This is a genomic window from Rhizobium sp. CB3090 (assembly GCF_029714285.1).
In the GTDB taxonomy this organism is placed as follows: Bacteria; Pseudomonadota; Alphaproteobacteria; order Rhizobiales; family Rhizobiaceae; genus Rhizobium.
Genome location: NZ_CP121664.1, coordinates 105,484 through 118,553 on the forward strand (window position 1 = coordinate 105,484; position 13,070 = coordinate 118,553).

The following is a 13,070-nucleotide window of genomic DNA, read 5'->3' on the forward strand; positions in this document are numbered from 1 at the left end:
GATGCTGTACCGACCGAGGACAGCCGAATTCGAGTGGGTCCGCAGTCGCGACCGACACGAAATCTGGCGGGGAATGTGAGCTTCTCAAGGGAAGCGGCGCTTGATCGTCGTGCGCCTCGCTCCCCAAGCGCGCCTTAGACGTGATCTGTGTTTCGATGACGCGCTCTATACCGCGGGTCGAGGGCGACCGCCGCAGGCGCATCGCCTACAGCGCACCTGCCTTCTTGTCGCTCAACCGCACACCATCGCCATCATCGCCGCATTTGCGTATTCGCCTAACCTTTCACGCCTCCTTGCGGGCGTGGATCGTCCGCACGTTTCCTGGGCGGCCAGCAAGAACGAAATGGTCGATCTCCGCTCCGCGACCAAGTATGTGTTCGCTCGCCATCACCAGGCAGCGCAATCCCATGCGTCAGGCGGCGGCCGACCATTCCCGAGAGCCTCGTCGAGGCGCACCTTCCCGCCCCTGCACTCTGTTCGGGGACAACAGCAGGCCTGTTGGCCTATGCGCCCATTCGCCCTGGTGGGAAAATCAGTACGCCGATGATCGTCTCAGGCCGTCTGGAAGTGACATCGCCTGGAGCGGTTGCGACATTGCAGTGCCACTTATCCTACACGGCCTGGCTGTTCCCCGAGAACAACCCTCGAAACCCTAAGGTCTGTTCAAATGCATCTGATTGGCACAGCTCTTGCTGCGACGAGAAGCGGAGCGGTTCGTTTCAACCGCTTAGACGTTGGATTTCGGCGAGGTAAATCATGCGCGGTACGTTTCTGAGTAGATTGGTTATGGCTGCGGCTTTGGCGATGGCATTCACCGTGGCGGCTTCTGCCAAGACCCCGATGACCACTGTTGCCAAGCCGATCGGTTCTAACCCCAACAGCGCTCCCAAGGAGGCCGCCGACCCTCGAGCCTATCTGAATGAGATCGACGGCGATAAGGCGATGGTCTGGGTCAAGGCGCATAACCAATCAACCGTCGACAAACTGTCGAAGGATCCACGCTATGGCGAATATCAGGCTGACATTCTGACGATGCTGCACGCCACAGATCGCATTGTTATACCCGGCTTCGCGCATAGCGGCATGATCGACAACTTTTGGCAGGACGGCGTGCACGTGCAGGGACTCTGGCGGCGTACCAATTGGGAAGCCTACAGGTCTGGAAGCCCGCCATGGCACGTCATTCTCGATGTCGATGCGCTATCGAAACTCGAGAACAAGATCTGGGTGCTCAGAAGTCAGAACTGCATGCCGCCCGTCGGCAATTTTTGCCTGCTTAGCTTGTCTGATGGCGGCAAGGATGCAGATGTGGTGCGCGAATTCGACGTTGCCAACGGCGAGTTCGTTAAGGAAGGCTTCGTCCTGCCCGAGGGCAAGCAGTCGGCGACTTGGGTGGACGAGAACACCATCTACGTGACCCGGGAGTGGACGCCGGGCGAAGTGACGACTTCCGGTTACGGCTACGTCACCAAGGTGCTGAAGCGCGGCCAAAGCCTCGATCAGGCGGTCGAGATTTTTCGCGGCAACAAGAAAGATGTCTCGTCTGGACGCAATGTGCTGCGGGACATCGATGGCAAGTATGTGATGGACTTCTCATATCGCAGCCTCGACTCCTTCAACACGGAATTAGCCTTTTACCCAAACGGTCACACCGATAAACACAAGATCTTTCTGCCACTCCCGACCACCGCCGCTTTTGGCGGCTATTACAAAGGCCAAGCAATCTATCAGTTGAAGTCGGACTGGGCTTCGGCCGAGGGCACCCTCTTCCACAACGGCGCGATTATCGCTTTCGATCTCCGCGCGGCGCTCGCCGATCCGGCGCGCGTCGAACCACTTGTGCTGTTCATGCCGAATGAGCACCAGTCTGTCCAAGGAATTACCCAGACCAAGAACCGCCTCGTGGTGTCGATCCAGTCGGATGTCAGCAGCGAGGTAAGCAGCTTCGATTTCGGCAAGAATGGCTGGTCATCCTTTAAGTTGGGCCTGCCGGAAAATTCGACCCTGTCCGTGATTTCCAGCGACAATGAGAGCGATCACCTGTTCATATTGTCGGAAGGTTTCCTCGAACCCTCCACTCTTTTTTACGCCGATGCTGCAAGCGGCAACGTCGAGAAGCTCAAGTCGAGCCCGAAACGCTTCGATGCTGAAGACTTGCAGGTACAGCAGTTCTGGGCGACCTCACAGGATGGAACGAAGGTTCCGTACTTCCTTGTGACGCGCAAGGACGTTAAGCTCGACGGCACGAATCCGACCATCCTTTATGCCTATGGTGGTTTCGAAATTTCAATGCGCCCTTTCTATTTGGCATCGCTCGGGAAGCTGTGGCTGGAAAAGGGCGGTGCTTTCGCGCTGGCCAATATACGAGGGGGCGGCGAATTCGGACCGAAATGGCACGAGGCCGGTTTAAAAACCAATCGCCAGCGTGTCTATGACGACTTCCAGGCTGCAGCGCAGGACCTAATCGCGAAGAAGGTCACCTCGCCACCGCATCTTGGGATCATGGGTGGTTCGAACGGCGGCCTGCTGATGGGCGTGCAACTGACCGAGCGGCCCGATCTATGGAATGCGGCCGTGGTCCAGGTCCCGCTTCTCGACATGGTCAATTTCACCCACATGTCGGCAGGAGCCTCTTGGCAGGGAGAGTATGGCAATCCGGACGATCCGGTCGAAGGCGCCTTCCTGCGCTCGATCTCGCCTTATCATAACGTCAGGGCGGGTGTGGCCTATCCGGAACCTTTCTTCGAAACCTCGACTAAAGATGACCGCGTCGGTCCAGTGCACGCGCGCAAAATGGCCGCCCTGTTCGAAGATATGGGTCTGCCTTTCTATTATTATGAAAACATCGAGGGCGGCCACGCCGCGGCCGCCAATCTGCTGGAAAGCGCGCGTCTCCACGCACTCGAATACACCTATATGTCTCAAAAGCTCATGGACAATTAGTGAGCATGGACCCTTCCGATTGAACGGATTTGGGATCTGTTTCGAGTACAGGATCGCACGGATGACGCGTGCTTTTTTGGCGGCGGATCCCGACGACAAAACCCGGTTGTATCAAGCGCAAATCCCTCTTCCCCCCTCGGAAAACCTCTCCGAGCGTCTCGCGACAATTCTCTTGGCACGGAATTTGCGCGATTCGATCAACGCAGATTCATTTCCAACTATCCCGCCGCCGCTGATGCGAGTGCCGATCGACCGGAATTTACGACGAGACAACTGGAAAACTGGAGACGCCTTTGGAGGTTGTTTCAAAACGCGCGCGGACGGCACTTGCTGTCCTCAGAATCGTTACCGCGCTGCTGCTCATTGAACACGGCGCCCTAAAGCTGGTCGGCGTCCCCGCATTTGGCATGGGCGGAGCAGGGGACGGAGGTAATTTATCCACTCTGATGCTGATTTTTGGCCTTCGGGAGGTATTCGGTGGCCTGGCTGTGCTGACTGGCCTCCTGACCAGACCGGTCGCGTTCCTTTTGTCAGCGCAAATGGCCCTCGGCTACTGGACCAGCCATTTCTCGGGCAAGGGCGTCTTTCCCATGCTTGTCGACGGCGATGATACGATCCTGTTTTGCTTCATATTCCTCTATCTGGCGTTTACAGGACCCGGGGCGTGGAGTGTTGACGCATGGATGAAACGAATATGAGCGACCCTTCGACACTACAGCTTGATGAGTCATATGTCCGGAAACAGCCATTGGTGACTTGCAGCTTTGGGTCCGAAGTCGGGAAGTCACCGTACATTTGGTCAGCAAACATGCGGAAGAGTAACTAACGACTGACATAAAGAAGCCGCCTTCCTTAATCAGAGCTCTCTTGCAAGTCGAACCTCATCGGCGATAGCGCGCGTCTATCGACATTTCCCGGTTGACAAGGTCGATTGCCTGGGGACATAAAAATATACGACATTAGGTCGACAATAATAACCGCGAGCGAGGTGAAATGCGTGACCGGCGGATGCTTATAGAGGCAACTTTATCAGAAAAGCATGTTCGCTCTGCTGGCACTGTTTACTGCTGTGCTCGTAATCAGCTAGCTGATTTAGTCCACGCCCAAGAGGCGAAGAACTGACAAAAGATAGCGAAGGCGGATTTCGTGCCTGCCAATATTGGCGTAGGTGTTGGAAGGGAAACAACCGCCTCGTCACTGGAGGTCTCGAGTAAAAAATTGGTTGAACGCAACCTCCATGAAATCCGAGAGGTGATCTTGTATGAACCGGCAGGAACGATCTCGCTGGCACCTGGAGAACACATAATGGAAAACAGCGCCAATGCCGTTTTTCGATATCGCGGCTCTACGTTCGATAGCATGATCGAAACCCTTACGGGAGTATTCGGCACATTCGACGCTGAGCTCGTCAGTCGCTCCCAAGACTTCCATTGGGGGATTGATCTTTCGGCTTGTGAAAGCGCCGTATTGATTACCGGCGCCCATCAGGATGGATTTCAGTTCCGCGCGGAATGGTGTTCTGGTGCAACGGAGCATCTATCGATCGTAGTGCCGCGCAGCGGCGGCATGGGGGTTACATACGGTTCGCGCACCGCCGAGGCTGGACAGGGAAAACTTCTTCTTTATAGGAATTTCGAGCCTGACGGCATCGTAATGCACGGGCAATCCAATCTGATAGATGAGTTGGTGCTTGATTGGTCCTTATTCCAACGGACTATCGGCGAAACTTTCGACTTGCCGTTCAATGGCTCCCTCGACCTCTTGCCTGAGCTGGATCTGTCCACGTCAGTTGGCCGGACGATCGGCAATCTCACGGAAACAATCATCGACGGAATACGCGATAATGGTCCGCTTTTGCAGTCTCCTATAGCGATAGCACATATCACGCAGGCGCTCGCCGATGTGGTAATAAGGATGGTGCCTCATCGGCTATTGCATCTGCTGGATAAGCAACCCAACATGATCGCTCCAAGGCATGTTCGACGTGGGATCGAGTTCATGCGCGCCAATATCAATGAGCCGATTACAATGCCGATGGTGGCGGAAGCAGCGGGTGTTTCCACCCGAGCACTCGAAGCTGGTTTCCGCGCTTTTAAGGACACGACACCCGCAGTATATCTACAGATGCTTCGATTGCGGGCAGCACGGGAGGACCTGCTAGATCCAGAGAACCGTATGCTTTTGAAAGATATCTGCCTGAAATGGGGATTCTTTCAGTTCGGGAGGTTTTCCGCAGTTTATCGGGCGCACTATGGAGAAAATCCGTCTGAAACAAGAAAGCGCGCTTGTGGGTTGCGTTATTTTAGAGCCTCCTGACGAAAAAAGATTGCCCGCAAATGGGATGACCGATTGCTTCTGAACGCGAAACGATTGTGCTGTTCACCCCAGCCTTCTTCATTCTTGCCATCGTTCCACAGCGTTGGAACTCCCGTCAGTGAGTGACAAAAATCAGGTCGCAGAGCCGCCAAGGCCCCAGGTCTACCACGCGCATGTTCAAATTTGTGCTGAATGCGCAAGTCGCGGACCACAGGGTTCCTTGATCGTCATGGCGCTTTTGAATGGGCTATGCTTTGATGAGCACAGTCTCCTCCTTGGTCTGAAGCGGGACGGTCGTGCTGTAATATGGCCAGATATACGGTCCCCCGGCCCCCTGGTTCAGGTCTTGGTTGATCGCCTGATAGCCGGCGATATGCGGGGGTGAGGACTGGCCGGTCACGAGTAACTGGAGAGCTGTGATGGGCTGTTTGCCAGGTTCGCCGTTTTTCCAGACCATGTAGATGAACTTTCCGCCTGCGCCTTGTTTCAAATCTTGTCCGGTCCAACTCCAACCAGAGGGAGGGTTCGCTTGCGCTTGACTGTAGGCGACAAAGTCGACCGACGTCACCGGATTCTCTTCGCCTAAGGTGTAGCCGATGTAGATGTACTTTCCGCCCACGCCCGTATTCGTGTCGATCGATAGGAATTCCCATGGCGGTTGATATCTCGGCCCGGGATTGTCGTCGACCTGGTTAGTTAATTGCTTAATGGGCGTAGCCATTAGACTCTCCTTGATTGGTAGAGTGATGAGTTGGTTGAGACTCAGTCCACACGCGCTGAATTGCACAATTCATGCCAAGTAAGAATCTAGCGGACACAACGTATAGGCACGAAATCAGCGTACAGTGTCTGTCGACGCTGCTAGGCTTATCGTTGAATGGAATCGTGCGCCCGTCTGGCTTGGCCGATTGATCGTGCGGGAGGCGCCGCGAACCAGAACCGGTAAAACCGTGCGTAAAAGGCGTTCGCTCTTTGCCTTGCGAAGATTGGAATACCGCCTGCTTTCAAAAAGACCAGGCGGTCCCCTGTCGCGCGGTTTCTGCTAGTCGACTTTTTTACCGGGGCCCCTGATATCTTCGCAGATGGACGGCCCCCGAGTGGCAGAACCAGTTCTACCGCTTTAATTCGAGTTGGACCGTGGATTTGGCAAGAGCCATTTGCAAAACGAATTGGTGTTATCCAAACAATAGATTTTCAATCGCTGCCTATATCGCATAGGGCAATTACGTCGTACGCCAATTCGTCGGAGCAATCTAATGCACGTTCTCGATTTTGAGGAGATGGCCCAGTTCTTCGTGAAATCGTTCACGCTAGTTGCGATATTCGCTACCATATGCGTCGTACTCGAAGTGATCTTTCCGGCTTATCGATATAGTTTTGCCTCGTACGTTCGCGGCGTGCGGAATTGGATTATTCGCATTGGATGCGGCGCCGTAATATGGCACTTGTACGCGGTGGGTTTGAAATTGTTAGGGATTAAGCCGCTCCTGACGGTCGATTTTGGTGCCTTGCTTCACTCTAACAATCCAATCATTAACACGGGCCTCGCCATCCTTTCAGGTGTGCTCGTCGCAATAGCCGGTGACTTCTTTTATTACTGGATGCATCGCGCTCAACATGCCGTTCCGTTTCTGTGGCGCCTGCATGCTACCCATCACTCAATTCGTGAACTGTCGGCGTGGAATTGCAACCATCATCTTACCGAGCCATTTGTATACGCATTGTTTGTCACCCTACCGCTTACGCTGATTAACTTTGAATCAGGCGTCGTGCCCGTCGTTGCCATGACGCTGATTACCTTTCAGGCCCACCTTTCTCACTCCAGCACACGTGTCAACCTTGGGCCGTTCCGATACATTATCGGCGACAACAAATTCCACCGCATCCACCACTCGATGGAACCGCATCATCGGCATCGAAACTATGGGTTCTTTACCACCGTATGGGACACGGTTTTCCGCACGGCATATTGGCCAAAAAAGGAGGAGTGGCCGCAAGTTGGTCTCCGAGATCAGCCTGAACCGCTCACTGTACGTGACTATTTTATGTTTCCGTTTGATAAGCGACGTTGGATCAGAGCTAAGGTTGGAAATGGTAGGCCGGGAGTTGAGGCTGGCGGATTGAACGCAGCGGAAAGAGATGGACCTGTTCGTCCGGATAGCAGTTCCGCAGCTTAAGGTTCAAAGAGCTGGGTCTGATCTAATACCTGTTGGCGACAAGCCTTGATGGATTATGCATATGCCTGGCAAGAGCATCTTCCCCGTACTCAACGGCGGCGATGCCGCGATCTCGCACACTGCCGTCATCGCGAACCACCCTCTGCAACGAGAGCGAGCGCAACAGGTGTTTTTTTGATCCTGATGCTATCTCGATCGCTTCCTTGAGGATTTCGCCTTCCATCGTCTTCTTGCCGAGGAGGCGCTGCAGCTCTTTCACCTGGTTTTGAAGCGCCCTGTATTCGGATGCCGGGATGACCTCTTCCTGCGATGCGGTGGCAGTCAGCGCACCCTGCGCTGCAAGCTTGCGCCAGGCGAATAACTGGTTCGGCTGAATGCCATGACGTCGAGCAACGATGCTGACCGTGACATCAGGCTCGTACGTCTCTTGGACTATCGCCAGCTTTTCCGCTGTCGACCAGCGACGGCGGCGCTCAGGGCCGGACAGGACTTCTATCTTCGGATTGTGACTAATCATAATGGGCACATTACTCCTCACACTTAAGTGGGAGATCGTGTCCGGGGATTTATGGGGCCACTACATGCTCCGCCATATTCAATTTCCCGCTCAATATGCAATTTGCGAAGAAAGTTTCCATAGGGCGTCTTTGCGCTGTGAAAACGTCAATTTGTATTACTAATGAGGAGTACTGATAGGTTTGGATGGCGTACATACACGCTGTGGATAGATAAGACATGCGGTTCAATGGCCTTGACCTAAATCTCCTAGTCGCGCTCGACGCCCTGATGAGCGAGCGTAATTTGACGGCGGCGGCGCGCAGCATCAACCTGAGCCAACCGGCCATGAGCGCTGCCGTCGCCCGATTGCGCACCTATTTCGAAGATGAGCTATTTACGATGGCCGGCCGCGAATTTATCCCCACCCGGCGGGCGGAAGGTATCGCGCCCGCGGTGCGCGAGGCTCTGCTGCAGATTCAGCTCTCCATTATTTCCAGGGAGCCGTTTGACCCGGCTCGGTCGGATCGCCGCTTCAAAATTGTGCTTTCCGATTACGTCACACTCGTGTTTTTCGAAAGGATTGCGGAGCGTGTCGCGCGAGAAGCTCCCGGCATCAGCTTCGAATTTCTTCCCCCCGGCGATGACAATGAGGACCTTCTTCGGCGCGGCGACGTCGATCTTTTCATTCTGCCGGAATTATTTATGTCAAACGCCCATCCCCAAGCGAGACTGTTCGATGATGTCCATGTGTGCGTAGGCTGCACCTCGAACAAGCAACTGGAAGAGCCACTCACATTCGAGAGATACATGTCGATGGGGCACGTTGTGGCCAAGTTCTATACACGGAGGCCCGGCCTCGAGGAATCGTGCCTGCTTGAGTACGGTCGCGAGAGACGTATCGACGTCGTCCTACATGGCTTCAGCATGATTCCATCCATGGTTTTAGGCAACGAGCGCATAGGAACCATGCCCTTGCGGCTCGCGCAGCATTTCGCAAGAACAATGCCGCTGCGCATCCTCGAGCTTCCGCTGCCACGCCACCTTCCGTTCACTGAAGCCGTTCAATGGCATGAACTGCACGATAGTGATCCGGGAAGCGTCTGGATGCGCGAAATGCTGTTTGAGGAGGCGGCCCGTATGGGTTCGCCAATTGGCATGACCGCGCCCCTCAGCAACCCAAACCAACACGAACGTTGTCCGGCGCACCTGTGATCCGAAAACTTCATCTTGCCATGGCGGTTATATGGCTGCCATAGGCCCGCCGTGCGTTAATGCTGCCGGTAAGCTTGTCCGTACCCACACGGTCTCGGCGACTGCTTTGACGATATGGAATTAGGTTAACACTGGGGATGTCAGTTCAGCGGGCAGCCGCGGGCGATCATCTCTCATCCAATGACCTCGATTTTTACCGGTCTGTCTTTCGCCCAACGATGTGGGAGATGCGACATGGCCGCGCGAGCTTCAACTGGAATGGTCTATTGGACAGTGGCACTTTGAGCTCCATTAGCAGATCCGGATAATGCACACGCGCGGCCGAAGAGTAGATGATGGAGTCCATCGCTCGTATGGTGAGTTGGCCGCCGGCAATTTGCCGCAGAGTATCAGTTTGACGTGCTCACTGCCCAGTTGAATCAATGTCGCGGACATCGCCATGAAGAACCCTGGTTAATGCCGCGGCAAGATTGTAGCATCAGCGCAGCCAATGGTGAGTGATCGATTTGGTTGGTAATGGTGGCGTTGCTCACTGCTGTGCGGGCGCGGGTTTCTGCAGTTTCTCCTGAACTTTCTTAACGAGAACAGGATCCTTCTGTGCAGCCGCCAGAATTGCGTTGTATTCGTCCACCGAAATATTGGGAGAGGTCTGAACGGCTTGTATCATCTGTTTCCGCGCCTCGCTCCGTAGCTCTTGCTTCGCTGTCTCATCCGCCGCCGCCTCGATCTTGGTCGCGTACTCCTGCCTGATCTTGTCGACCTGGAGATACGCGACGGTAAAAGCTTCGATCTTTTCGTCACTAATGGCCGCAGCCACACCATTGCCATTTGGTTGTGCTTGGGCGGGTTGCGCCGCTTGCTGCGCCAACGCAGGATTGCTGAGAAATATCAAGCCCAAAACTGCAACTGTCAATGAGGCGGCAGAGATGTGACGATCGATCATTTTAAATTCCTCTCATGTAGTGCGGGGACAACGCTTCTTTCCCACCGTAAAGCCAACAGCGGCGATATAGCCGGCAACGGTTGACGGGGATTCGGCGATTTGGCCTTCAACGCTTGCCGTAGGACAATCGCGAGGCGATCTGCTGACTATGGAGGGCCATTTGCCGAGAACGTTGTCATCATTAGCATATTAACCGGATGCGACGGCGAGGATTGTTGCTTGACATCTCGCATCCAATGGGGCGACCAGCACGGCGTAGGAAGATGTCGCTCGGGCTCCAAGGCGCATCAGTCAAGACGAGTCATAAATTCGGATTGAATGGTGGCTGCGGTGTAAAGGGAAGCGTCCAGCGGCAGGGTCCCAAATGCAAGTTGACAAAGAAGGTAGTTGGCGCCTGCCTCTTCTATCTGGTTCTGTAACGTTTGCCTCACCGACGCCGCCGACCCTGCGACGCATAACTCATTCTCAACTGCCTCGTCGAAAGTCAGCGGCAGGTTTGGTGGAGTCTGCAGGTCATTTAGCTCGTAAAGAAATTTAAAGCTGGTGAGCCAGTGTTCGTAGGCCGACGCTGCGAGCACACAGGCATCGCGATCAGAACGCCCAATCACGATCATGCGAAGCAATCCACGAAATGATGATTGATCATCTTCGCCCGTGTTCTCTTTTCGATGGGCGCGGAAGGCATCAGTAATTCTGCGGACAGAAGAAGACGGTCCAAGGCACGCGATGTTTGCGCCATTCGCCGCGGCCCAGCGGGCCGACTCGGGTCTACCTGTGGCAATCCACATCGGTGGATGCGGCCTTTGATGAGGTCTTAGTGTCAGTGGTATGCTGCTCAGCTCAAAATGCTGGCCCTTATGGGATAGCGTGCCGCCTCTCATTGCATTAACAAGAATTTCACTGGCTTCCGCATAGCAGCCTGGTGCCGCGTCAGCACACATCCCGAAATAACTCAATTCGATCGGGAGAGAACCGCGTCCAATCCCGACCTCAACTCTGCCGCCGCTCAATTGGTCCAGCATACAGATTTCTTCAAAAGCCCGCAGCGGATGATAAAGGGGCAGCAGCATGACGAGTGGCCCGATGCGAATCCAACGCGTACGCTGTGCGACGCTCGATAAAAACAAATTTGGCGATGGCCCTCTCCCATGCGGAGTACAGTGGTGCTCAGCAAGGTGATAAGCATAAAAACCAAGGCCGTCGCACGCTTCGGCTAACCTTAGGCGATCTGAGTATTGCTGGGCTATGTCGCAGCCGTTGTCGTCCAGATGATCGAAGATGCCGAAGGTCAGATTAGAAGGAACGGCATTTCCCATTCGATTGTCTCCAATGTTTGACGAAAGATATCGATTCAAGCGATCAAGAGGCCGGTCTATGCTCCAGCCATGGTTCTCCAGGACCAGGCCATCCAAAAGCACTACGGCCAGTGCAAATCGCAGATACGGGTGGTGTCGACCTAATTTGGTGCGGAGATCCCGGTATCGGCCAGGCAGCCTTGGCTGTCTTTATAGTGTGGGTAAAAAACGAAAATTAGCCGTGCTTGACCGGCTGCATCTTCAGGCTTTCAGAAATGTCAGCGGCGGCTGAAAGGAATGCATCCATTTGGGTTTTTGAACCGATGCTTACGCGAATATAATTTTCCAAGCCGTCATCGGGAAAGACGGCCACAAGTATCTTCTGTCTTCTCAACGATGCTTGCCACCATGTGCCGTTTTGCCCAGCTGGTACGCGAGCAAGTAGGAAATTGGCATGAGAGGGGGTCACCGAAAATCCAAGTTTAGAGAGGGTAGCCGTCGTTCGGTGTCTTTCATCTTTGATATGTTTGTGGTTCTCGGCGTAGGCGGCGCGGTGCGAGAGGATACTAGCACCGATCGCGTGGGCGATAAGGTTCATATTGAAGAGATTTTGGCTATTGCGTAACCTTCCGACAAGTTCAGGATGACCCAAGCCGAAACCAATGCGAATACCGGCGGCGGCGTAGCTTTTAGAAAATGTTCTTAAGACCAGCAGGTTCGAATGGCGATTAATAAGTCGTAGAGCATCGTCGGGCGCAAAATCGACATACGCCTCATCCAACACTATCAATCGGTCGGATTGCGCGGCGAGCCTGTCGATCTCGGCTATCGGTACAAAGGTTCCGCTCGGGTTATTCGGATTGGCCAGCAGGATGAACTTTGCATCCTTTGCGGGACCGAGAAGCAACTGCTCTGTGGGCAACGAATAAGATTTGCCCCATCCGATTTCGAGAAATCGAGCACCCTGTAACATGGCCAGTTTGCGATTGAACGAAAAACCTGGCGACATCATCGCCACGCTGTCACCCGGGGCAAGGAAAGCCCTGTAGATGAGCCCCAGCAGTTCCGACGATCCATTGCCGGCGATCACCTGATCGCAGGAGAGGCCATACGCATGGGCGGCCGCTTCCCGCAAGCAGCGGTTATCATCTTCGGGATAAAGATAATGCCGTTTGAGCGCGGCAATCGCGCTTCGCATCACCAGCATTGGCAACGGAAATGGATTCTCATTCGTGTCCAGCTTAATGCAATTGGCCTCCGGAGCCGGCTGTTTGGACGGAATAGCGTCTAGCTGTTTCACCGTCTGCGAAAGAGCGGAAAGCACGCCTTGCAGTTTTGCATCAGACATATTTTTTCTCCGTTTCAGTTAGTCGAACCCGCTAGCACGTGATCGGCGGTCCCAGCTGAAGCCAATGTGGCTTCGTTCCGCTTCGTCGAGGGCAGCAACGATCATCCTGTCCGCAGATCGCCACGCACCGCTGACCGTCTAAAACCGCAATTTGCCCAAGCCTTCGAAATAAGAGCGGCGCCTTTGGACCAATCGCCTCTCACGGTGCGATCTCAGGGGCCAATGCTGGCAGCTCGCCCCCGCCGTTTTCGAATGCGGCTAAACCGGCCCACAGCGTAAAAAGACAAGTGACGGAACGGCAGGCGAGATCGACAGCGTCGGGACTGGCGGCGACGTGC

Annotated in this window: 9 protein-coding genes and 1 pseudogene; 5 read left to right on the plus strand and 5 right to left on the minus strand. The window is 54.5% G+C overall.

All coding sequences use genetic code 11. From position 1 onward, the window contains the following. Nucleotides 1-756: 756 nt before the first annotated feature. The 3 genes from QA646_RS27375 (at nt 757) to QA646_RS27385 (ending at nt 5,259) form a co-directional block, all read left to right on the plus strand. Nucleotides 757-2,943, plus strand: a complete 2,187-nt coding sequence (locus QA646_RS27375) for a prolyl oligopeptidase family serine peptidase (protein WP_283060894.1) — start codon at nt 757-759, stop codon at nt 2,941-2,943. A 293-nt stretch (nt 2,944-3,236) separates the two neighbouring features. Continuing rightward, nucleotides 3,237-3,641 carry a DoxX family protein gene (locus QA646_RS27380; protein ID WP_283060895.1) on the plus strand — a complete coding sequence of 135 codons (405 nt, stop codon included), beginning with the start codon at nt 3,237-3,239 and terminating at the stop codon, nt 3,639-3,641. Nucleotides 3,642-4,245: 604 nt separating this feature from the next. Continuing rightward, nucleotides 4,246-5,259, plus strand: a complete 1,014-nt coding sequence (locus QA646_RS27385; protein ID WP_283061015.1) for an AraC family transcriptional regulator — start codon at nt 4,246-4,248, stop codon at nt 5,257-5,259. A 247-nt stretch (nt 5,260-5,506) separates the two neighbouring features. Here the strand turns inward: QA646_RS27385 and QA646_RS27390 are convergent, their stop codons facing one another. Beyond that, nucleotides 5,507-5,980 carry a hypothetical protein gene (locus tag QA646_RS27390; protein WP_283060896.1) on the minus strand — a complete coding sequence of 158 codons (474 nt, stop codon included), beginning with the start codon at nt 5,978-5,980 and terminating at the stop codon, nt 5,507-5,509. Between the two features lie 535 nt (nt 5,981-6,515). Between QA646_RS27390 and QA646_RS27395 the strand changes: the two genes are divergently transcribed. Next, nucleotides 6,516-7,436, plus strand: a complete 921-nt coding sequence (locus QA646_RS27395) for a sterol desaturase family protein (RefSeq protein WP_283060897.1) — start codon at nt 6,516-6,518, stop codon at nt 7,434-7,436. 111 nt (nt 7,437-7,547) lie between these two features. On the opposite strand, the pseudogene QA646_RS27400 reads toward QA646_RS27395, so the two are convergent. Continuing rightward, nucleotides 7,548-7,953 (minus strand): annotated as a pseudogene (locus QA646_RS27400) (transposase); the annotation flags it as partial. A gap of 218 nt (nt 7,954-8,171) precedes the next feature. Between QA646_RS27400 and QA646_RS27405 the strand changes: the two are divergent. Continuing rightward, complete coding sequence (locus tag QA646_RS27405; RefSeq protein WP_283060898.1) at nt 8,172-9,146, plus strand: LysR family transcriptional regulator; 975 nt, start codon at nt 8,172-8,174, stop codon at nt 9,144-9,146. A 529-nt stretch (nt 9,147-9,675) separates the two neighbouring features. Here the strand turns inward: QA646_RS27405 and QA646_RS27410 are convergent. The 3 genes from QA646_RS27410 to QA646_RS27420 all read right to left on the minus strand — a co-directional run bounded on the left by QA646_RS27410 (nt 9,676) and on the right by QA646_RS27420 (nt 12,732). Next, nucleotides 9,676-10,089: a DUF4168 domain-containing protein gene (locus QA646_RS27410; protein WP_283060899.1), complete on the minus strand. Its 414-nt coding sequence runs from the start codon at nt 10,087-10,089 to the stop codon at nt 9,676-9,678. 287 nt (nt 10,090-10,376) lie between these two features. Further along, nucleotides 10,377-11,405: an LLM class flavin-dependent oxidoreductase gene (locus QA646_RS27415; RefSeq protein WP_283060900.1), complete on the minus strand. Its 1,029-nt coding sequence runs from the start codon at nt 11,403-11,405 to the stop codon at nt 10,377-10,379. 214 nt (nt 11,406-11,619) lie between these two features. After that, nucleotides 11,620-12,732, minus strand: coding sequence for a histidinol-phosphate transaminase (locus tag QA646_RS27420; RefSeq protein WP_283060901.1), 1,113 nt, complete (start codon nt 12,730-12,732; stop codon nt 11,620-11,622). Between the last annotated feature and the right edge of the window lie 338 nt (nt 12,733-13,070).